Source organism: Chthonobacter rhizosphaerae (genome assembly GCF_013839525.1).
Classification (GTDB): Bacteria; Pseudomonadota; Alphaproteobacteria; order Rhizobiales; family Pleomorphomonadaceae; genus Chthonobacter; species Chthonobacter rhizosphaerae.
Window position 1 is genome coordinate 149,417 of the sequence record NZ_JACDIS010000005.1, and the last position, 21,110, is coordinate 170,526.

Below are 21,110 nucleotides of genomic sequence, written 5' to 3' on the forward strand. Positions count from 1 at the left end.
CGGTGAGAGGCCATTCGGGAGCCGCATGGAAGTCCACGTTCAAGGTTCGCCTCCAGGTCGGGCCCGGCGGGCCGCCCCGGCGAATCGGAGAGCGACCGTACATAGCATCATTACGAAATATCACGCGCGCGGCCGCGCGATCACGATTCCGCCCAGGATCAGGCTTCCGCCGATGGCCTGCTCCAGACCGAGGGTCTCTCCGAGCACCAGCCAGGCGATGAGGGCGGCCGCCACGGCCTCCAGGAAGATGACCAGCGACGAGAAGGCGGCCGGCAGGTGACCGAGCGCGAAGGCCAGAAGGCCCTGGCCGCCGGCATGGCTGATGAAGGCGAGGCCGAACAGGGCCGCCACGCCGCCGAGCGACGCGGGCCAGAGGGTCGGCTCCAGCACGGCGGCGACGGCGAGCAGCACGGGCGCGGTCACCACGGTGCTGGCGAAGGTGGCGGCGCCGCTCGCCACCGTGCGGCGCGCGACCCGGAGGGCCAGGAAATAGCCGCCGAAGAAGAGGGAGGTGACGATGCCGTAGAGGTCGCCCCAGATCCGCTCCGGCGCCAGACTGTAGCTGCCGCCGAGGAGCACGGCGCCGCCGGCGACGCACAGCGCGAGGCCGACCATCACCTGCCGTTCCACCCGTTCGCCGATGAGCGCCCACGAGCCGAGCACCACCCAGATGGGCGCGGTGGTGGCCAGGAAGGTGGCGTTGGCGACCGTGGTGTTGACGATGGCGAGATGCCAGAAGAACAGGTCGCCGGCGAACAGGAGCCCGGCGATGAGCACGGCCGGCGTGCGGAGGGCGGCCGCGATGGCGGCGTTGCCGGCCTCGCTGCGCGCCCACAGATAGAGGATCGGAAGCGCCAGGCCCACGCGCCAGAAGGCGCTGGCGTAGGGGCCCACGTCGGCGAGGCGGACCATGACGGGCGAGACGCCCATGGCGACGGCGCCGAGGACCAGGGCGCCATAGGCGCTGGCGAGCGGGGAGGGCCTGGCGGCGGTATGGGGCAGGGACATGGTACGCTGAACGACCGGGAACTGGAGACGACGGCGGCCGGGGAGGCCGCCAGGAAGGCGCGGATGGTGCGCGCGGCGAGAAGGTCTGGCAAGCCCCGGCGAGACTGCCTATTGTCCGCCGGACCGAACAGGAAGCATGCGCCGTGACCGGACCGACATCACCCTTCGACCCCGTCGAGCAGATCGCCGGCGATCTCGGCACCGGCCTCCTGCTCCTTTGCGACCACGCTTCCAACGCGCTGCCGCCGGAGTACGGCGACCTCGGCCTTCCCGCCGCAGAGTTCGACCGGCACATCGCCTACGACATCGGGGCGGCCGCCGTCACCCGCCGTCTCGCGGCGCTCTCCGGCGCGCCGGCTCTTCTCACGCGGGTGTCGCGCCTGCTGATCGATCCCAACCGGGGCGAGGACGACCCGACCCTGGTGATGCGGCTCTCGGACGGCGCCGTGGTGCCGGGCAACGCGCGGGCGGACGCGGCGGAGCGCCGGCGCCGGCTGGAGGCCTTTCACCGACCCTATCACCAGGCGATCGCGGCGCGGCTCGACGAGGCGGCGGCCCGCGGCATCGTGCCGGCCATCGTGTCCATCCATTCGTTCACGCCCTTCTGGAAGGGCGTGCCGCGCCCCTGGCACGTGACGCTGCTGTGGGATCTGGACGACCGGGTGAGCGCGCCGCTCTTCACCGGGCTCGCGTCCGAGCCCGGCGTCCTGGTCGGCGACAACGAGCCCTATGACGGCGCTCTCAAGAACGACACGCTCCACCAGCACGCCACCCGGCGGGGGCTGGCCCACACGCTGGTGGAGATTCGCCAGGACCTGATCGCGACCGACGAGGGCGCGGCCGCCTGGGGCGACCGGCTCTGGCGGCACATCGAGCCCATCCTCGCCGACCCGGCGGTGCGGAGCGTGCGGCACTACGGCTCGCGCTCCGACCACAATCCCCGCCGGCCACCCATTCCGCTTCCGGCGACCCGAAACGGCGCCGGCGCCTGACCCCCGACAGGAGGCCCGTCATGCCCGAGATCGACGACAAGACCCGCACCGAACTGGAGGCCGCCGCCTTCCGCCGGCTGCTGGAGCACCTCTCCAGCCGCTCCGACGTGCAGAACATCGACCTGATGAACCTCGCCGGCTTCTGCCGCAACTGTCTCGCCAACTGGTACAAGGACGCCGCCGAGGCCCGCGGCCTGCCGCTCTCCAAGGACGAGAGTCGCGAGATCGTCTACGGCATGCCCTACGCCGAATGGCAGGCGAAGAACCAGCGCGAGGCCTCGCCCGACCAGATCTCGTCGTTCGAGAAGAACCGCCCGCAACATTGATCCTCGCGGCGACGCGGCGACCGGGGGCGGATGGACGTCTCGGTGACGGAATGTTAACCACGCCGGCCGCACACGGCTGAGAGGACGGCGCTTGCCGGCTTGGCGGACGAACGTTCGATCCTGTCGCAGATCCCTGCCGAGAGGATCGGCTCGGGCGCGCCGGACCCCTCGCCGTATCCATCCCTTTGACCGGCCCCGTTCGGGCGGCCGGCCAGCCGACAGGAAAGGTCGATCGTCATGGTCGCGGAAGTAGCAGACACCGGCGTCGCCGCCGACGAGCTGAAGCAGTTCGTCGAGCGCATCGAGCGCCTGGAAGAAGAGAAGAAGGCGATCGCCGACGACGTGCGCGACGTCTACGCCGAGGCGAAGGGCCGGGGCTACGACGTGAAGGCGATCCGCGCCATCGTGCGCCTGCGGGCCAAGGAGCCGCACGAGCGCGAGGAGGAAGAGGCGATCCTGGAGCTCTACAAGAGCGCTCTCGGAATGGCGTGATGTCGGTCCGGAGGTCCTGCGGAAGCGCCGCCGGGCGCTCGCGGCGGCCCCGGAGCGATCTCCGCTCGGCCGTGGCGGGTCGCCGTCGTCGGCGCGCCGCCGCGGGGCTCAAGCCCGGTCCGTCGCCGACGCCCTCGTGCGGGATCTCGTCATCTTGACCGGTCGGCGGCGGTCGGCAGACCCCCGTGGCGTTGAAGCGGCGCATCCATCCTTGACCTTCCCCACCCGTGACGGTGCCGCGCCACGAGATCGACATGGGCGCCTCACACCTGTCCGACAAGGCTGCCTCACGCTGTGAGGCGGCACCTCACGCCTTTGAGGCATGAGGCGATCCTCGGCGGATCGGCCTCCTGCGATCAGAGGAGAGGCGCATGACATTCGTGACCGACAGCCTGGGCCTTGCGCTCACCGGCGCGACAGAGACGAGCGCGGCCCGCTACGAGGCGGCCGTCAGGCTCCTGCAGTGCTACCGCGGCGATCCCGTCGCCGAAGTGGACGCCGCCATCGAGGAGAGCCCGGACTTCGTGATGGCGCACGCCCTGAAGGCTTGGCTGCATCTGCTCGGGACGGAACCGGGCGGCCTGCCGGTGGCCCGCTCCGCCCTGGACGCGGCCGGGACGCTCAAGGCGACCGAGCGCGAAAAGGGCCATCTCGCGGCGATCGGCCACCTGGTGGACGGCCGCTGGCATGCGGCGAGCCGGGTCATGGAAGACGTCACGATCGCCGCCCCGCGCGACGCGCTCGGCCTCCTCGTGGGGCATCAGATCGACTTCTTCACCGGCCACAGCCGCATGCTGCGCGACCGGATCGCCCGCGCCTTGCCGCACTGGGATGCCGCGATGCCGGGCTACCACTCGCTCCTCGGCATGCATGCCTTCGGCCTGGAGGAGACCGGCGACTATGCCCGCGCGGAGGCGGAGGGCCGTCGCGGCGTGGACCTCGAGCGTCACGACGGCTGGTCGCAGCATGCGGTCGCCCATGTGCTGGAGATGCAGAACCGCAGCGCCGACGGCATCGCGTGGATGCGGTCGAACGACGGCTGGACCGGAGACAGCTTCTTCCAGGTCCACAACTGGTGGCACCTGGCGCTCTACCATCTGGAGCGCGGCGAGACCGACGCGGTGCTCGCGCTGTTCGACCGGGAGATCTACGGCGCCAGATCCGGCGTGGTTCTCGACATGGTGGACGCCTCGGCGCTCCTCTGGCGGCTCCACCTGAGAGGCATCGACCTGGGCGATCGCTGGTCGGCCGTGGCGGACAACTGGGCGCCGATCGCCACCAGCGGCACCTATGCGTTCAACGACGCCCATGCGGTGATGGCTTTCGTCGGAGCGGGCCGGCGCGACGCGGCGCTCGCCGTTCTCGCCGGGCAGGAGGACGCGAAGGCGCGGGGCGGCGACAATGCGGACTTCATCGCCAAGGTCGGCGAGCCGGTGGTCAGGGCGCTGATCGCCTTCGGCGACGGCGACTACCGACGCGTCGTCGCGCTCCTGCGCCCGGTGCGCTCGATCGCCGCCACGTTCGGCGGCAGCCACGCCCAACGGGACGTCCTCGACCTTACGCTGATCGAGGCCGCCATCCGGTCCGGCGAGCCCGAAATGGCCATGGCCTTCGCCGCCGAACGCGCGGAGCGGCGCCACGACAGCCCGCTCAGCGAACTCTTCGTCCGACGGGCCCGGGCCCTGGCGGCCTGACGGGAGCGGATCTCATGCATGACCTTCTCGTCGAAGCGCCGGCCCTGCCGGCGCGAACCACCGCCGTCGACATCCTCGTCGCGGCCTTCGCGAACGACCCCGCCGTTCGGGCGATCTATCCGGACGAGCACGAGTACCGGCGCCACTTTCCGGGCTTCTTGACGGCCTTCGGCGGGCGCGCCTTCGAGGTCGGCACCGCCGACTGCGATCCCGAGCGGGGAGCCGCCGCCCTCTGGTACCCGCCCGGGCTCGAGCCCGACGGGGAAGCGGTCGTCGAGCATCTCGCGGCGACCGTTTCGCCGGACCGGTTCCACATGCTGATGGCGGGCTTCGAGATCCAGGCCGGTCTCCACCCGACGGAGCCGCACTGGTACCTGCCCTGGATCGGCGTCCGGCCGGAGGCGACCGGGTGCGGCATCGGCGGCGCGCTGCTTCGACGCGGCCTCGAACGCGCCGACGCCGCGGACCTCCCGGTCTACCTGGAGGCGACGAGCCGGCGAAATGCCGCGCTCTATGCCCGCAACGGCTTCGAGATCGTCGGCATCGTGGAGGCTCCGGGCTATCCGGAAATCCTGGCCATGTGGCGCCCTGCCCGAACGGCGGGCAGGGGCTGATGCAAGGGTGCCGACCTGCCGGCGAAAACCCAGCCGGAAAGCGGTCGTGTCGCGAACGGCGCGGCCGCGCACTCGCCTTTGATCAGGACGAGGGCTCCTTCGATCGCCTGCTCAGCCCGATCGCCCGGAGCACGAGGGAAATCACCAGCAACACGCCACCACCCAGGATGAAGGTGATGGCGATGCCGTTCTGCAGCATGGCGTTCGGCGACAGATCCGGAAGCGAAAGCAGGGCGCCCAGGCTGAGCCAGATGATCGACGTGACGAAGATGTAAGCCTCGGTCAACACGCGCTCCGCAGTTCGCTCCGCCGAACGAAGCCGCGTCGCCGGATCTTTGTTCCTTGTCCCGCAGGCCGTCGGCCCGTGTCCCAGGGCGCGGAACAGCCGCGGTGCTTGATCTCGAACAATGTGGACCCGCCGCGCGGGGCGTATCTCCTTCTGAAGAAGGGGAGATGTCCGATGTCGGAAGCAACCGTTCACACGACCTGGTTCGAAGACGTGGGCCGCGGGGATGTGGCCAGCGTCGGCGGCAAGAACGCCTCGCTCGGCGAGATGGTGCGCACGCTCGGCGGCCGGGGGATCCGGGTGCCGGCGGGTTTCGCGACGCTCGCGTCCGCCTACCGGGCGTTCGTGGAGGCGAACGGGCTCGCGCCGGTCATCCGCGACCGGATCGCGGCCTTCGAGGCCGGCGACTGCGATCTCGCGGCGGCCGGGGCGGCGATCCGCGCGGCTTTCCTGAAGGGCGCCTGGCCGGCCGCGATGGCGGACGAGATCCGCGGCCGGTATCGCGCCCTGTCGGCTCGTTATGGCGTCGCCGAGACGGACGTGGCGGTGCGCTCCAGCGCGACGGCCGAGGACCTGCCGGACGCCAGCTTCGCCGGGCAGCAGGAGAGCTTCCTCAACATCCGCTGCGAGGACGCGCTGCTCGACGCCTGCCGGCGCTGCTTCGCCTCGCTCTTCACCGACCGGGCGATCAGCTACCGCATCGCCAAGGGTTTCGACCACCTGCAGATCGCCCTCTCGATCGGCGTCCAGAAGATGGTGCGGTCGGATCGCGGCGGGTCGGGCGTGATGTTCTCCATCGACACGGAGACCGGCTTCGACAAGGTGGTGCTGATCGACGCCGCCTGGGGACTCGGCGAGACCGTGGTGCAGGGCCGGGTGGACCCGGACGGCTATGTGGTGTTCAAGCCGCTCCTCGACCGGGAGGGCGTCGCGCCCATCCTGGAGAAGCGCCTGGGCGCCAAGGCGGTGAAGATGATCTACGCCAGCGGCGAGGCCCGGCCCGTCCGCGAGGTGCCGACGTCCCGCGCCGAGCGGGAGAGCTTCGTGCTGTCCGACCCGGAGATCCTGCTCCTCGCCCGCTGGGCCGCGGAGATCGAGCGGCACTACGGCTGCCCGATGGACATGGAATGGGCCAAGGACGGGGAGAGCGGCGACCTCTTCATCGTCCAGGCCCGGCCGGAGACCGTTCAGTCCCGCACGTCAGGCGGCGAGATCCGCACCTATGCGCTCACCGGGAAGGGGCCGGAGCTGATCCGCGGGCTCGCCATCGGCGACGCGGTGGTGAGCGGGCGCGTGCGGGTTATCGAGGACGCCAAGGACATCGCCGACTTCCCGGACGGCTGCATCCTGGTGACCCGTACGACCGATCCCGACTGGGTGCCGATCATGAAGCGGGCCGCCGCCATCGTCACCGACCACGGCGGGCGCACCTCCCACGCGGCCATCGTGAGCCGGGAGCTCGGCCTGCCGGCGATCGTCGGCGCCGGGGATGCGACGCGGATCCTCCACGACGACCAGATCGTCATGGTCTCGTGCGCGGAAGGCGACCAGGGCGTCGTCTACGACGGCGCCGGCGCGTTCACCTCCGAGGTGGTGGCGCTCGACGCGCTGCCACGCACGCGGACGGAGCTGATGCTGAACATCGGCAACCCGGCCAGCGCGTTCCGCTGGTGGCGGCTGCCGGCCGACGGCGTCGGTCTCGCCCGGATGGAGTTCGTGATCAGCAACGCCATCAAGATCCATCCGGTGGCGCTCACGCGCTTCTCCGAGCTGCGCGACGAGGATGCCCGGAGGACCATCGAGGAGATGACCCGCGGCTACGACCGCAAGGCCGACTTCTTCGTCGAGGCGCTGGCGCGCGGGCTCTCCAAGATCGCCGCGAGCCAGTATCCGAAGCCGGTCATCGTGCGCATGAGCGACTTCAAGACCAACGAATACGCCGGCCTCGTCGGCGGCGCGCAGTTCGAGCCGCGCGAGGAGAACCCGATGATCGGCTTCCGGGGCGCATCGCGCTACTACTCGGACCGGTACCGGGACGGCTTCGCGCTCGAATGCCGGGCCATCCGCAAGCTGCGGGAGGAGATCGGCCTCGACAACGTGGTGGTGATGATCCCGTTCTGCCGATCGCCGGCGGAGGCCGACAAGGTGCTCGCCGTCATGGCCGAGGAGGGACTCGTGCGCGGCGACAAGGGCCTCAAGGTCTTCGTCATGTGCGAGATCCCGTCGAACGTGGTGCTGGCGGAGGCCTTCGCCGAGCGCTTCGACGGCTTCTCGATCGGCTCCAACGACCTCACCCAGCTGACGCTGGGGGTGGACCGGGACGCGGGGGATCTCGCCGCGCTCTTCGACGAGCAGGATCCCGCCGTCGAATGGATGATCGGCCACGTGATCGATGCCGCCAAGGCGGCCGGCGCCAAGATCGGCCTGTGCGGCCAGGCGCCGAGCGACCATCCGGAGTTCGCCGCCTTCCTGGTGTCGCGCGGCATCGATTCCATCTCGGTGACGCCGGACAGCTTCGTGGCGGTGAAGCGCAAGATCGCGGAGGCCGAGGCGGACGCCGCCGGCCGGAGCGGCTGACGGGGAAAGCCACGGTCAGGGGCTTTCCGCCTCCGGCTCGGCGAGGGCGCGGTAGTCGGAGACCGACAAGCAGAGGAGCGCGAGCTCGCCCTCGGTCACGGCCGCCTTGTCCTCGTCGGGCAGTTGCGCCTGGACGCGCACGAGATCGGCTTCGCAGGCCTGCCGCGTCCGGTAGGGGCCGAAGTCGGCGACCACCGTGACGTTCGGCCCGAGAAGCAGATGGATGCTGACGAGGAGAACGACCCACATGTCTCCTGCCTAGCGCGTGTGGCCGATTCGACCAAGCCCGCTCATGCGAGTGGGGCGCCGTCGGTCTCGTCCGGATCCTCCAGGCCATCGGTCGAAAGGACGTCGATGATCCGGGCGACCGTGCCTGACGGAGGGCTGCGGTGATCGTTGGCCAGGGCTTCGTCCGAAAGCATCCAGGCCTTGGCGGCCTGAAGGTCCGCCAGGGTGGCGTCGAGCCGGATCACCTCGGCCGCAACCGCGTCGTCGACGGGGCCGAGCGCGGCGCGGATCTCACCGATCGATAGGGCCATGGTCGTCTCCCTCGCTTTGGGTCGATCCTCCATCAACCGGGCCCCGGGACGCCGGTTCCCCTCGCAAGGAGGCCGGCCGGCATAGGCCGGACCGATCCGCGCACGCCGCCCGATCGGTCTTGACGACGCGCCTCGGGCTGCGGTTGGGTCCGGCGCGACGGCGACGGGAGGCGGCTGCGTGGGGGTTCTCATCCAGATTATCGATTGGGCGATCGTGGCGGCGGCGCTCGCCTCCGCGTGGTTCTGGTGGCTCGCCAGTCGTCAGCGGGTCCGCCGGATCTCGCTGAGGGAGACGCTCGACGCGGCCGACATCAACCGGATCGTGACGGCCCTCAACCGGACCCAGATCCTCAACTCCAGGGCCGCCCTCGCCACCGCGGCGGCCGCCCTGCTGGCCGCCGGCCGCATCGCGCTCGACGCCCTCTCGCTCATGGGCGCCATCGGCTGACGCGCCGGAACCCCCCGCTCCGCGCCCCGTTGCGGTGACGAGCGAGGAGGCGAAGCCGGTGTCCACCGACGATGCAGCGGAAATCCGGGTCGGGACCGCCGGCTGGAGCGTCCCGAAGGCGCACGCGGCGGCGTTCCCGGACGAGGGCTCGCATCTGTCCCGCTATGGGGCCGTGTTCAACGCGGTGGAGATCAACTCGTCCTTCTACCGGCCGCACCGGCGCGCCACCTACGAACGGTGGGCGGCGACCGTCGGAGACCATTTCCGTTTCGCCGTGAAGGTGCCGAGGGCGATCACCCACGACGCGCGCCTGGAGGGCTGCGACGCCCTGGTCGGCGCCTTCCTGGAAGAGACGGCCGGGCTCGGCGCCAGGCGCGGTCCGCTCCTCGTGCAGCTGCCGCCGAGCCTTCCGTTCCGGCCCGGGATGGCCGACCGGTTCCTGGCGGACCTCGCCGGCCGCGCGGACGCGCCGATCGTCTGCGAGCCGCGTCACCGCAGCTGGTTCGACGACCGGGTGGAGGCGCTGCTTCAAAGCCTGCGGATCGCCCGCGTCGCGGCCGATCCGCCGCCGGTCCCGGGCGCGGACGCGCCGGGCGGGTGGCCGGGGCTCGTCTACCTGCGGCTCCACGGCTCGCCGCGCATCTACTATTCGGCCTATGACGAGGCGTTCCTCGGGCGGGTATCGGAAAGCCTCCTGGCCCGCCGGGCGGAGGGCGCGACGGCCTGGTGCATCCTGGACAACACGGCCGCCTTCGCGGCCACGGCCGATGCGCTGTCCGTTCGGGCGATGGTGTCCGCGCGCCGGAGTGGTGACCGGTAGGCCGATGCCGGACGCCGCAACGCACGGCTCGGCTGCCGCCCATGCATCCCCGGGTGGAGCCATCCCCGCCGCGACGCGTTATGGCTCCCATCCGATCTTTCACTCCACCGGAGACCCGCCCATGTCGACGCCCCTTTCCGCATCCGGCGAGCAGCTCCTGACGGAGATTGCCGGACGCCACGGCTTTTCGCCCGACGCCGCCCACGTGCTGCTGGCTGCGCTCCTTCACGGCGGCGGCCGCATGGCCCAGTTCGCCCACCCGGAGCTCGGCGGCATGGGCCAGTGGAGCCAGGGCGGCATGATCATGATCGGCGACATGTTCAACAACGCCCTGAAGGCGCGCGTCTCGGCCTTCGCGGACGACCTGTCGGCGGCGATCGCCACGGGCTCGGTCGCGGCGGAGCGGAAGGCCGCAGCCGGCGGTGGCTTCGGCGGCGCCTGGTGGCCGGACGGGCTCGGGTCCCCCTCGTCGGCCGGTGGCCAGAACAGCTCGCGCTACGCGGTGTTTCCCGCCACCCGTCGACTGGCGGTCGAGGAGAACGGGACGGTCTCGGTCTACGACACCGGCGACCACCAGATCGGCGGGGTGTCGCAGCAGCAGGGGTCCGGTGCCGACCTGACCTTCCAAAGCCAGTACGGGACGGTGCGAGCGCGCGACCTGAAGCGCGTTTCGCCCGACGACGCCCGGGCGGCGCGCGCCGACACGGCGGGTAGGCCCGAAACGGCCGGCATGCCCGAAACAGTGGCTCCTCCTATGGACGGCCGGCCCGCAACCGAAACGCCCGCGCTGTCCGCCGGCCCGGGGCACGACCAGCCGGCTGCGCCCCAGCCCAGCCATCGCCCGACCGAGCCGACGAGCGGCGACGCTGCAAGATCCGGCGGCCGGGAGAGTCCGGGCGACATCGTCTCGGCGCTGGAGCGGCTCGCCGGGCTCAAGGAGAAAGGGCTCCTCTCCGACGACGAGTTCGCCACTTCGAAGCGGGAACTGCTCGCCCGGCTCTGACGGCTTCGTTCTGGCGCGCGGCATCACCCGCCGACGAGACCCGGCCGGCCATTCGGGCCGGCCGGGTTCGCGCGAGGCCCGCGTTCTCAGCCGCGCCGGCGGCGCAGCTGGTCGAAGTAGACGATCACGATGATCAGGACGCCGGTGACGATCCTCTGCCAGAAGGAGTTCACGTTCAGGAGGTTCGCGCCGTTGTTGATGGTCGCCAGGATGAAGGCGCCGAGGAGCGGGCCGTGGACGGAGCCGATCGCGCCGAAGAGCGAGGTGCCGCCGATCACGGACGACGCGATCGCCTGAAGCTCCCAGCCTTCCGCCTGCGTGGCGTTGCCGATGCCGATGCGGGCGGCGAGGAGGAGGCCCACGAAGGAGGCGAACAGGGCCGACAGCACATAGGCCATGTAGATGATGCGGGGCACGTTCACGCCGGAGAGGCGGGCGGCCTCGGCGTTGGAGCCGACCGCGAACAGGTAGCGGCCCCAGCGGGAATGGTTCAGCAGGATGTAGGCCGGCACGGCCACCATGATGACCATCCAGAAGAGGCTCGGGACGCCGAGGAAGTTCGCCCGCGAGAAGGCGGTGAACTCGTCGTTGGTGATCGAGATCGTGGCGCCGTTGGTGATGAGGAGGCCGATGCCGCGCAGCGACGTGAGGGTCGCCAGGGTGATGATGAAGGGCGGCAGGCCCATGCGGACGATGCCGAAGCCGTGGAAGAGGCCGATCGCCACGCCGAACAGGAGGGTCAGCACCACCGCCGCCCAGATCGGCAGGCCCCATTGGAGGAAGAGCGACACGATCACGCTCGTGAAGCCCACGATCGCCCCGACCGAAAGGTCGATGCCGCCGGTGATGATCACGAAGGTCTGGCCGATGGCGAGAATCGCCGTCATGGACCCCTGCCGGAGCAGGTTGGAGATGTTGTTGCCGGTCCAGAAGCTGTTCGTCGCGAAGCCGAGGATCACCCACAGAAGCAGGAGCAGGGCGAACAGCGTCAGGCCGAACAGAATGTTCAGCCGCCCCTTGGGCAGGCCGCGGGCCTTGTTGGTCACGTCCGTCATCGATCGCTCCGTCAAACCCCGATGGCCCGGGTCAGGATGTCTTCATGGGTGGCGGCGTGGTAGCCGTGGCTGGAGACCAGCCGGCCGCGCCGGAACACGTGCAGGGTGTCGGCCAGTTCGTAGACCTCCGGCAGGTAGGACGAGATCAGGATTATTCCGGCGCCCTTGGAGAGAAGCTCCGAGAACAGCCGGTAGATCTCCGCCTTGGTGCCCACGTCGACGCCCACGGTCGGCTCGTCGAAGATGAACAGCTTGGCGCCGTGGTTCAGCCACTTGCCGATCACGATCTTCTGCTGGTTGCCGCCGGACAGGCTGGAGGCGAGCGTCGCGCGGCCGGGCGTCTTGATCCGCAGGCCGGCGATCTGCCGGTCGGCGCGCTCCGCCTCCTGCCGGGCCGAGATCAGGCCGGTTGGAGCCAGCTTGGTGTAGACCGGCAGGTTGAGGTTCAGCCCCACCGGCAGGTTGAGGCAGAGGCCCTGATCGCGCCGGCTTTCCGGAGCCAGCGCGATGCCGAGCTCGATCGCCTCCGCCTCCGACCGGATGGTCACCGGCCGGCCGTCCCACAGAACCTCGCCGGCGGTGCGCTTGTGGCGGCCGAACACGGTGGTGACGAACTCGCTCCGTCCGGCGCCGATCAGCCCGTAGAGGCCGACGATCTCGCCCTCGCGGACCGTGATCGACACGTCCTCGAAGCCCGGCCCGGACAGACCGCGGGTCTCCAGGATGGGCTTGCCGGGCGTGTACTTGTCCTTGTGGTAGATCTGCTCGATGGAGCGGTTGATCATCAGGGCGATCAGGTCCGCCTCGTCCGTCTCCCCGATGCGGCGGGTGCCGACCAGCGTTCCGTCGCGCAGGATGGAGACGCGGGTGGCGAGCTCGAACACCTCCTCCATCCGGTGGCTGATGTAGACGATGGTGACGCCCTCCGCCTCCAGCCGCCGGATGAGCGCGAACAGCTGGGCCGCCTCCCGCCGCGTGAGATAGGCCGTCGGCTCGTCGAAGATCAGGAACCGGGTTCCACGGGTGGCGGCTCGCGCGGCGGCGATCAGCTGCTGCTGGCCGATGGTAAGGTCGCCGAGGAGAACGTGGGCCGGCAGGTCGAAGCCGAGGTCGTCCAGGGTCCGCTGCGCCTCGCGCACCATCGCCCGGTGCTGCAACAGGCCGAAACGGGAGGTCTCCTCGCCCAGGAACATGTTGGCGGCGACGGTCAGGTGGCGGCAGAGCACCACCTCCTGGTGGACTGCGTTGATGCCGAGGTCGATGGCCTCGTGCGGCGTGGCGAGACCCACCGGCCGGCCTTCCCAGAAGATCTCGCCGGAGGTGCGCGGAATGACGCCGGTCAGCAACTTGATGAGGGTGGACTTTCCGGCGCCGTTCTCGCCCACGATGGCGTGGATTTCGCCGGCCTCGAAGGCGAGCGTCGCCGGCTTCAGCGCGTGGGTGCCCACGTAGCGCTTCTCCAGCCCCCGCAGTTCCAGGATCGGCACGCCGGACGTGCCCCGTGGCCGTCCGAGCGTGGTCGCGTCGGGGATGGATGCCGTCATCTTTTCTCTCCCGGGATCGGGCGGGGGCGCCCGGTCGTGGCGCGGGCTCGCGAGGAGCCCTCAGGTCCGTCCGCTGCGGATGAAGATCCTCGACGAACGGGGGAGGGCGTCGGCATCCCGCGGCCTCGAACGCGTCCGGACCGGAGGTCCGCTCCGGTCCGGCGCGCGCTCGATGCAACTCAACAGGGCCGACTCGCCCGGCCGGACCGTCGGACGGCCGCCCCGCCGCCGGTTTTCCGGCTCCGGGACGGCCTTCCGGCGCCGTCGATCAGTCGAGCTTCGGGTTCAGCAGGGCGGCGATCTTCTCGTCGCCCATGTTGGCCTTGGTGACCAGGTTGGCGCCGGTGTCGACGAACTTCTCCACCGACTCGCCCTTGGAGGCGGCGAGGGCGGTCTTGATGCCGTCGTAGCCCATCCGGTACGGGTCCTGGACCACGAGGCCGGCGATCACGCCGTCGGTCAGGAACTTGACCAGCTTGTCGTCGCTGTCGAAGCCGATCAGCTTGATCTTGTCCTGCATGGTGTTCTCGGCGATCGCCTGCCCGGCGCCCTGGGCCATGATCAGGTTGGACGCGAACACGCCCCGAAGGTTCGGGTTGGCGGTGATCAGGTCCGTCATGATGTTGAGGCCGGTGGTCGCCTGGCCGTCGGCCACCTTGTCGGCCACCAGCTTCAGGCCCGGATACTTGGCCGCCAGCTGCTCCTTGAAGCCCTGGGCGCGCTGATCGAGCGAGCCGACGCCCGGCAGCGACGTGATGAGCGCCACTTCGCCCTCCGCCGCGCCGTACTGGGCCTTGATCGCCTCGGCGAGACCGTCGGCCGCCACCCGGCCGCCCTGCACGTTGTCGGTGGTGAGGAAGGACGTGAAGGCGTCGCTGTCGGCGGCGGAGTCGATGCCGATGATCTTCACCGACTTGGCGGCTTCCGTGATCGGCTGGCCGAGCGCCTTGAATTCGGTCGGCGAGATCACGACCGCGGCCGGGCCGCCGGCCACGGCGTTCTCCAGGATGGAGATCTGGCCGTTGATGTCGGCCTCGGACTGGGCGCCCAGTTCAGGCACGTTGACGCCGAGGTCCTTGCCGGCCTTGCGGGCGCCGGCGAGGACGATCTGCCAGTAGAAGGACGTGGTGTCCTTCACGATGATCGGGATGGTCACGTCCTGCGCGGCGACGGTGGAGACCGGCAGCGCGCCGAGCATCACGGCGGCTGCGGCGGCGCCGACGAAGGCACGGCGGGTCAGGGACTTGAAAGCGGTCATTGATCTGTTCTCCCTCGGCGTTCGGCTTATCGTCTGCTCGGTTCGAGGACGCCGCTCGACCGAACTTTATACATAAAAAACAGATGACACCCGGACGCTAGATCAAACGACGGGCCACTGCAAGAGGTGACCCGTGCACCGCAGAAGTTATTGCTTCGCAGCATTTCTTTGTCGTCTTGCAGCATGCAGTAATACGTATCTCTCGCCGGAGATCAGCCGATGCGGCCATAGACCATCTTTTCAGAGAGAAGGCTTTGTGTTCTTTCTGGAGAAAATACAAAGAGGGGCGGGCCGCGTCGGCACATGTCCAAGCAGAACACCGTCTTCAAGGACGCCTACAACCGCACCCTCGACCTCCTGGTCGACGGCGACCGGCTTCCGTCCGAGCCGGAACTCGGGTCGCGGCTCGGCGTCAGCCGCACGACCGTCCGCTCCATCCTGTCTCAGCTCGCCGAATCCGGCCTGATCCGATGGGACAAGCGGGACAAGACCGTGCTGCGCTCGCCCGCGCCGGAGGACCGCTTCCCCGACCACGAGACCGACAGCGTGGCGGAGATCATCGAGCGCCGCTTCATGCAGCAGATCCTGGCCGGCGGCGCCGAGCCCGGCATGCAGATCAACGAACTGGAGCTCGCCCGCGACATCGGGGTCGGCACCACGCCGGTGCGCGAATTCCTGATCCGCTTCAGCCGCTTCGGACTGATCGAGAAGCGCCGCAACAGCCACTGGATCCTGAAGGGGTTCACGCGCGACTTCGCCCTGGAGCTCACCGAGGTGCGGGAAATGTTCGAGCTGCGCTCCGCCGCCGCCTTCGCGCGCCTGCCGAGGGACCACGGCGCCTGGCGCGAACTGGCCGCCATCGAGGAGGAGCACGCCACGCTCCTGCGCGAGATCGACGACCGCTACATGGACTTTTCCGAGCTCGACGAGCGCTTCCACCGGCTCGTCCATGGCGCCTCGCGCAACCGCTTCATCATCGATTTCTACGACGTGATCGCGATCGTGTTCCACTATCATTACCAGTGGAACAAGGCGGCCGCCCGGGTCCGCAACACGCGCGCCGTGGAGGAGCACCTGCTCTACATCGCGGCGCTCAGGTCCGGCGATCCTCTGAGGGTGGAGGACGCCTGTCGGCGGCACCTCGCCTCGGCGCGGCAGACGCTCCTGGAATCGATCGTCGCGCCCGGCGAACCCTCACCGGGTTGAACCGTTTTCGTCGGATGCGGGTCGCGGCCGGTCAGGAGTGGTGAACAGTGTGTGGACCTGTTCCCGGGGATGTGGCACCCCGGCGGCGGGTCCATATCCGGAGCCTATCCGACGGGCGGAACCGCCCTGATCGAAAAGGTGCATCATGAGTACGGCAGGCCTTCACCACGTGACCGCGATCGCCGGGCCGGCACGCCGAAACCTGGACATCTACACGGACCTCTTCGGCCTCCGGCTGGTCAAGAGGACGGTGAATTTCGACGATCCGGGCACCTACCACTTCTACTACGGCGACCGGACCGGTTCGCCCGGATCCATCCTCACCTTCTTTCCCTGGGCCCACGCGGCGCCCGGCCGGTTCGGCGGCGGCGAGACCCACGAGACCGCCTTCCGGGTGCCGTTCGCCTCGCTCGGCCTCTGGCGACATCGCCTGGAGGAGGCGGGCCTGCACCCCTCCGCGCCGCAGGATCGGTTCGGCGACATGGTGGTGACGGTTGCCGATCCCGACGGCATGCGGCTGGCGCTCGTCGGGGTCGACGGCGCCGAGAGCGAGCCGGTTCCCTCCGACGCCGTGCCGGCGGACGAGGCGATCCGCGGCCTTCACTCGGTCACGCTCGTCGTTCCGGACGCGGGCGCCACGGGCGACATCCTGACCGACGTGCTCGGCTTCGAGAAGGCCGGCGAGGAGGGCGACCGGCAGCGCTTCCGTGCGCCCGGCGCCGCCGTGGGCGCGGTGGTGGACCTTCGCGCCGCGCCAGGGTTGCCGGCCGGTCGGCTCGGTGCCGGCACGGTGCACCACGTGGCCTTCCGGGCGGCGGACGACGACGCCCAGGCCGCCATGGTGGACCGGCTGCGCGCGGCCCACGGGCTCGCCGTCACGGCACAGCGGGACCGCACCTATTTCCGGTCGGTCTACTTCCGCGAGCCCGGCGGCGTGCTTTTCGAGATCGCCACGGATGTGCCGGGCTTCACGGTGGACGAGCCGCTGGAAGATCTCGGGACGGACCTGAAGCTGCCGGACGTGCTGGAGCCCCGGCGCGTCTCCATCAAGGCGCGCCTGCCGTCTCTGGACTGACGCTGCGCGGCGGCCGGCGCACCGCTGCCGGCGGCGGTTGACAGCGAGGGGCCGGCGGGCGGAGACTCGCCGGCTACCCCTCCGGTCGGGAGGGCGTGGCGACCGGTCCGGCCATCGACACGCCGGCCGATGCGCCCGGCCCCCGCGCCGTCGTCTCGAAAGTTCAGGTCCATGAGCGTCGCGTTCACCCGGGAAGAAGACCTTGAAGCCGCCGCGGCCCATCTGCCGGACCGGCCGATCTCCTCCCACCGGAACCTCGTCACCCGCACCGGCCTCGCCGCCCTGGAGGCGGGCCTCGCCGAGGCCCGGCGCGCCTACGCGGCCGCCCAGACCAGCGGCGACGTCCAGGCCGACCGGACCGCCATGGCCCAGGCCACCCGGGACCTGCGCTACTACACGGCGCGCGTCAGCACCGCGGAGCTCGTGGAGAGCACCGCCGAACCGGACGTGGTGGCCTTCGGGCGACGTGTCAGCTTCGAGCGCGACGACGGGCGCCGTCAGGCCTACCGCATCGTCGGCGAGGACGAGGCGGATCCGGCGCGCGGCTCGGTGTCCTACGTGTCGCCGCTCGCGGTGGCGCTCCTCGGCAAGAGGGTGGGCGACGTGGTGCCGTTCGGCAGCGGCGACCTGGAGATCGTGGCCGTCGAGCCGGCCTGACCCAGCCGTGCCGGCGCGCATGCCCGCCGGACTCGGAGCCGCCCGGCGGCGCCCGGGCCTCGGGCGGCAGCCGACCCGCCGTCAGCCGGTTCCGCCGGCCGGGCGCCTGACCCATCCCCCTTGGCAGCCGTCCGCAGATCGCCTAACCGGATGGAGCGAGCCACGGGCCAGCGGGGGAGGGGAGCATGTCGCCGAGATCGCGGTCAGGCCCGGACCGGCCGCGGCCTTGGTTGTCGGAGCAACGGCTCCGCGCCGCATCCATCGCGGTCTCGTCGACGGGCCTCGCCGCCGGCGCCGTGGCGACCTTCGCCGGGCGGGCGGACCTTGCGGCGCTCCTCTGGACGGCGGGCGTGCTTCCCGTCCTGGCGGTTCTGATCCTGGAAATCGTCCGCAGTCTGCGCGAGGGCGAGGTCGGCCTCGATCTCGTCGCCGCGGCCGCCATGGCGTCCGCCCTCATGGTCGGCGAAACACTGGCGGCGGCGGTGGTCGCGCTCATGTATGCGGGCGGGCAGGCGCTCGAGGCCTATGCGGCGGGCCGGGCGGGCCGGGAGATGAACGCCCTCCTGGCGCGCCAGCCGCATACGGCGGTCCGCTACGAGGACGGAACGCTGAAGACCATCCCGATCGACGCGATCCGGCCCGGGGACCGGCTGCTCGTCCGCCAGGGCGACGTGGTGCCGGTCGACGGCGAGACGGCCGGCGTCGCCGTGCTGGACGAGGCGGCGCTCACCGGCGAATCCCGGCCGGTCACCCGGCGTCCGGGCGAGCCGGTGCTGAGCGGCGTGTCAAACGTGGGCGCCGCCTTCGATCTCGTCGCGCGGCGGGTGGCCGCCGACAGCGCCTACGCGGGCATCGTCCGGCTGGTGGAGGCGGCGGCCCGCGCCAAGGCTCCGGCCACGCGCCTCGCCGACAGGTTCGCCCTCGGCTTCATGGGGGCCACCGCCGTCCTGGCGATCGGCGCCTGGATGGCGAGCGGCGACCCGGTGCGGGCCGTCGCCGTGCTGGTGGTCGCCACTCCGTGCCCGCTCATCCTGGCGGTGCCGGTCGCCATCGTGGCCGGGCTCTCCCGGGCGGCCAGCCGCGGCGTTCTTGTCAAGGGCGGCGGCGCCCTGGAGCGGCTGGGGCAGGTGCGCGGCCTCGTCATCGACAAGACCGGCACGCTCACCCACGGCACGGCGTCGGTCGCCGAGGTGCTGCCGGCCGGCGATGCGTCGCCAGCCGAGATCCTCCGGCTCGCCGCCTCCCTCGACCAGGCGTCCCAGCACGCGGTGGCGCGCGCGCTCGTCGACGAGGCGCTCGCCCGGGATGTGGCGCTCGCCGTGCCGGACGGCGCGGTCGAGACTCCCGGGGAGGGGGTGGAGGGCCTGGTGGACGGGCGAAGGGTGCGGGTCGGCGGCCGCGCCTACGCGCTCGCCGGCCTGCCGGATCCGGATCCGGCGCTCCATCGGGCGGCCACCCGCGACGGCGCGCTCGCGGTCTTCGTGGCCGTGGACGGCGCCTTCGCCGGCGCGATCCGGCTCGCCGACGGTCTGCGCCAGGACGCGGCCGCCACGCTGGATCGCCTCCGCGGACTCGGGGCGCGGCGGATCGTGCTCGCCACCGGCGACCGGCGCGCGGTCGCGCTCGGCATCACGGCGGGCCTGGCGCTCGACGCGGTAGCGGCGGACCTGTCGCCCGAGGACAAGATCGCGGTGGTTCGGGCCGAGCAGGCCCACGGGCCGGTGATGATGGTGGGCGACGGGGTGAACGACGCCCCGGCGCTCGTCGCCGCCGACGTGGGCGTCGCGATGGGCGTCAAAGGAGCGGCCGCCTCCGCCGAGGCGGCGGACGTGGTGCTCCTCTCCGAAGGCCTCGGCGGGCTGGCGGACGCGATGGCGATCGCGCGGCGCTCCCGCCGGATCGCGCTTCAGAGCGTAGTCGTCGGCCTCGGCCTTTCGGCCTTCGGCATGGCGCTCGCGGCGGCCGGCCACCTGCCGCCCGTGCAGGGGGCGCTGTTCCAGGAGGCGATCGACGTCGCCGTGATCCTGAACGCGCTTCGGGCGTTGAGAGAGGGACGCTGACCCCTCCGCGCGGCGGGCCGCCGGTTCAGCGTCGTTCGGAACAACCTCAGGAAAAGCCCGTTGCATGCGCATAGGCCTGATCGTGGGCTTATCGATGAGGGATGTTCGACATGCGCACTACGACCCTGTCCGCCTTCGCCTTCGCGGCCCTGATGGGCCTTTCCACCGCCACCTTCGCCCAGACCACCACGCCGGGCGCCACGACCACGAACCCGAGCGAGACCGAACAGGACGCCGGCACCGTGGAGCAGATCGCGCCGAGCAACCAGCCGCCGATGGCGACGGACGGCTCCGCCGCTGGCACGACCACCGGCACCGGCACCGCCGCGACCGGCTCGACCAACGTCGTTCCGGAGAACACCAATCCGAGCGAGTCCGAGCAGGGCACCAGCCTCAATGAAGAGCTGACCCGCGGCTGCCCCGATGGCCAGCGCCGCCAGACCGCCGAAGGCGAGTGCATGGCGCAGTGAGGCCTGAAGCCTGAAGTATGAGCGGGCCGCCACGGCGGCCGCAACACCCCGGCGGTCCCAAGGACCGTCGGGGTTTCTCGTTCGAGGGACCGGGCGGTCGGCTCAGGTTTCCGGCAGCACGGCGATGTCGAGCACCGGGCCGCTGGCGCCGGCGACCTTGCCGAGGGCCGTCGCCGCGCCGGTTTCGAGATCCACCGCGTATAGCGTGTCGCCCGCCATCAGCCAGCCCTCGCCGGCACCCTCGCCGGGGCGGATGTCGAACGCGTAGCGATCCGCCGTGACGCCGAGCTTGCCGACCGCGTTGAGCACGCCGTCGTTGGGCGGGGCCTGCTTGATGAGGCCGCCGATCGTGGCGTCGATGTCGTAGAGAGCCGTCTCCTTCGCGCCCGCCACGGAGTTCGTGTAGGCGCCGGCCACGATGTTCGGGGTCTCGCCCTTGTGCATGTCGGCCTCCGCGAAGGCGAGCTTGCCGTCGGTCGTGACCTTCCCGTCGTCCACGTTGGCGCGCAGGTTGGTGCCGTCGCTGCCGATGATCCGGAGCCGGTCCGCCACCGGGTTGAAGTCCACCGTCGCGGCCGAGCCCTCCGGCAGCATGGTGGAAAGCTTCGACTTTACAGTGGCCTGGCCGGAATCGACGTCGATCGTCACCACCGTGCCGTCGGAGGCGAGGCCGTAGAGCATGCCGTCTGCCGGGCGCACGTCGATGCCGACGAGGGTGCCGTCGACGCCGGTGACGGTCATAGCCTCACCGGCCTTGTAGGCGGCCGTGTCCACGATGGCGATGCGGTTGCCGTCCATCAGCGCGGCGACCGAGGCCGCCTCGGCGGGGGCGGCGGACAAGGCGGCGAGGCCGGCGAGCGGGGCGATCAGGGCGGCGGTCTTCATGGGTCGTCCTCCGTGCGATCGGGCCAACCTTGTGGGCCCGGACCGAGCGGCTACCCGCCAGGGCGGACGTTGGATGCAAAAGACACGAAACTTTTTTGGGC

The 21,110-nt window shown here is 70.9% G+C and carries 22 protein-coding genes; 14 read left to right on the forward strand and 8 right to left on the reverse strand.

Features of this window, described 5'->3' with window-relative positions:
- Positions 1-120: 120 nt before the first annotated feature.
- Entirely contained in the window at positions 121-1,008 is an 888-nt protein-coding gene (locus HND91_RS10815; protein ID WP_181706580.1) for a DMT family transporter, read from the reverse strand.
- Between the two features lie 143 nt (positions 1,009-1,151).
- On the opposite strand from HND91_RS10815, the gene HND91_RS10820 reads away from it, so the two are divergent.
- The 5 genes from HND91_RS10820 to HND91_RS10840 all read left to right on the forward strand — a co-directional run bounded on the left by HND91_RS10820 (position 1,152) and on the right by HND91_RS10840 (position 5,126).
- Positions 1,152-2,000 carry an N-formylglutamate amidohydrolase gene (locus HND91_RS10820; RefSeq protein ID WP_181706581.1) on the forward strand — a complete coding sequence of 283 codons (849 nt, stop codon included), beginning with the start codon at positions 1,152-1,154 and terminating at the stop codon, positions 1,998-2,000.
- 20 nt (positions 2,001-2,020) lie between these two features.
- Positions 2,021-2,326: a DUF1244 domain-containing protein gene (locus HND91_RS10825; RefSeq protein ID WP_181706582.1), complete on the forward strand. Its 306-nt coding sequence runs from the start codon at positions 2,021-2,023 to the stop codon at positions 2,324-2,326.
- A 237-nt stretch (positions 2,327-2,563) separates the two neighbouring features.
- A complete protein-coding gene (locus HND91_RS10830) occupies positions 2,564-2,818 on the forward strand; it encodes a DUF2312 domain-containing protein (protein ID WP_181706583.1) in 255 nt (84 codons plus the stop codon).
- A gap of 371 nt (positions 2,819-3,189) precedes the next feature.
- Entirely contained in the window at positions 3,190-4,512 is a 1,323-nt protein-coding gene (locus tag HND91_RS10835; RefSeq protein ID WP_181706584.1) for a tetratricopeptide repeat protein, read from the forward strand.
- 14 nt (positions 4,513-4,526) lie between these two features.
- Complete coding sequence (locus HND91_RS10840) at positions 4,527-5,126, forward strand: GNAT family N-acetyltransferase (RefSeq protein ID WP_181706585.1); 600 nt, start codon at positions 4,527-4,529, stop codon at positions 5,124-5,126.
- Between the two features lie 82 nt (positions 5,127-5,208).
- On the opposite strand, the gene HND91_RS10845 is transcribed toward HND91_RS10840, so the two are convergent.
- Positions 5,209-5,412: a hypothetical protein gene (locus tag HND91_RS10845; protein WP_181706586.1), complete on the reverse strand. Its 204-nt coding sequence runs from the start codon at positions 5,410-5,412 to the stop codon at positions 5,209-5,211.
- Positions 5,413-5,586: 174 nt separating this feature from the next.
- On the opposite strand from HND91_RS10845, the gene ppsA reads away from it, so the two are divergent.
- The gene (gene ppsA / locus HND91_RS10850; protein WP_181706587.1) at positions 5,587-7,989 is read left to right on the forward strand and encodes a phosphoenolpyruvate synthase; all 2,403 of its coding nucleotides are present in this window, start codon (positions 5,587-5,589) and stop codon (positions 7,987-7,989) included.
- Positions 7,990-8,004: 15 nt separating this feature from the next.
- Here the strand turns inward: ppsA and HND91_RS10855 are convergent, their stop codons facing one another.
- Together HND91_RS10855 and HND91_RS10860 are read right to left on the reverse strand one after the other, a co-directional pair.
- On the reverse strand, positions 8,005-8,238 hold the full coding sequence (locus tag HND91_RS10855) for a hypothetical protein (protein WP_181706588.1): 234 nt from the start codon (positions 8,236-8,238) through the stop codon (positions 8,005-8,007).
- Positions 8,239-8,279: 41 nt separating this feature from the next.
- On the reverse strand, positions 8,280-8,528 hold the full coding sequence (locus tag HND91_RS10860; protein ID WP_181706589.1) for a hypothetical protein: 249 nt from the start codon (positions 8,526-8,528) through the stop codon (positions 8,280-8,282).
- A gap of 178 nt (positions 8,529-8,706) precedes the next feature.
- Here HND91_RS10860 and HND91_RS10865 point away from each other — a divergent pair, with 178 nt between their 5' ends.
- The 3 genes from HND91_RS10865 (at position 8,707) to HND91_RS10875 (ending at position 10,799) form a co-directional block, all read left to right on the forward strand.
- Positions 8,707-8,976, forward strand: a complete 270-nt coding sequence (locus HND91_RS10865) for a hypothetical protein (protein ID WP_181706590.1) — start codon at positions 8,707-8,709, stop codon at positions 8,974-8,976.
- 58 nt (positions 8,977-9,034) lie between these two features.
- Positions 9,035-9,796, forward strand: coding sequence for a DUF72 domain-containing protein (locus tag HND91_RS10870; RefSeq protein WP_181706591.1), 762 nt, complete (start codon positions 9,035-9,037; stop codon positions 9,794-9,796).
- A gap of 121 nt (positions 9,797-9,917) precedes the next feature.
- Complete coding sequence (locus HND91_RS10875; protein ID WP_181706592.1) at positions 9,918-10,799, forward strand: SHOCT domain-containing protein; 882 nt, start codon at positions 9,918-9,920, stop codon at positions 10,797-10,799.
- Between the two features lie 86 nt (positions 10,800-10,885).
- Here the strand turns inward: HND91_RS10875 and HND91_RS10880 are convergent, their stop codons facing one another.
- The 3 genes from HND91_RS10880 to HND91_RS10890 all read right to left on the reverse strand — a co-directional run bounded on the left by HND91_RS10880 (position 10,886) and on the right by HND91_RS10890 (position 14,656).
- Complete coding sequence (locus HND91_RS10880; RefSeq protein WP_181706593.1) at positions 10,886-11,854, reverse strand: ABC transporter permease; 969 nt, start codon at positions 11,852-11,854, stop codon at positions 10,886-10,888.
- 11 nt (positions 11,855-11,865) lie between these two features.
- Positions 11,866-13,398, reverse strand: coding sequence for a sugar ABC transporter ATP-binding protein (locus tag HND91_RS10885; RefSeq protein WP_181706594.1), 1,533 nt, complete (start codon positions 13,396-13,398; stop codon positions 11,866-11,868).
- A gap of 268 nt (positions 13,399-13,666) precedes the next feature.
- Positions 13,667-14,656, reverse strand: coding sequence for an ABC transporter substrate-binding protein (locus HND91_RS10890; RefSeq protein ID WP_181706595.1), 990 nt, complete (start codon positions 14,654-14,656; stop codon positions 13,667-13,669).
- 303 nt (positions 14,657-14,959) lie between these two features.
- Here HND91_RS10890 and HND91_RS10895 point away from each other — a divergent pair, with 303 nt between their 5' ends.
- The 5 genes from HND91_RS10895 (at position 14,960) to HND91_RS10915 (ending at position 20,124) form a co-directional block, all read left to right on the forward strand.
- Complete coding sequence (locus HND91_RS10895) at positions 14,960-15,862, forward strand: GntR family transcriptional regulator (RefSeq protein WP_181706596.1); 903 nt, start codon at positions 14,960-14,962, stop codon at positions 15,860-15,862.
- A 145-nt stretch (positions 15,863-16,007) separates the two neighbouring features.
- Entirely contained in the window at positions 16,008-16,937 is a 930-nt protein-coding gene (locus HND91_RS10900; RefSeq protein WP_181706597.1) for a ring-cleaving dioxygenase, read from the forward strand.
- Positions 16,938-17,108: 171 nt separating this feature from the next.
- Positions 17,109-17,594, forward strand: coding sequence for a transcription elongation factor GreA (greA, locus tag HND91_RS10905; protein WP_181706598.1), 486 nt, complete (start codon positions 17,109-17,111; stop codon positions 17,592-17,594).
- 185 nt (positions 17,595-17,779) lie between these two features.
- Positions 17,780-19,654, forward strand: a complete 1,875-nt coding sequence (locus tag HND91_RS10910; RefSeq protein ID WP_181706599.1) for a heavy metal translocating P-type ATPase — start codon at positions 17,780-17,782, stop codon at positions 19,652-19,654.
- A gap of 110 nt (positions 19,655-19,764) precedes the next feature.
- Complete coding sequence (locus HND91_RS10915) at positions 19,765-20,124, forward strand: hypothetical protein (RefSeq protein WP_181706600.1); 360 nt, start codon at positions 19,765-19,767, stop codon at positions 20,122-20,124.
- Between the two features lie 102 nt (positions 20,125-20,226).
- Here HND91_RS10915 and HND91_RS10920 read toward each other — a convergent pair whose 3' ends face one another.
- The gene (locus HND91_RS10920; RefSeq protein ID WP_181706601.1) at positions 20,227-21,009 is read right to left on the reverse strand and encodes a DUF4394 domain-containing protein; all 783 of its coding nucleotides are present in this window, start codon (positions 21,007-21,009) and stop codon (positions 20,227-20,229) included.
- Between the last annotated feature and the right edge of the window lie 101 nt (positions 21,010-21,110).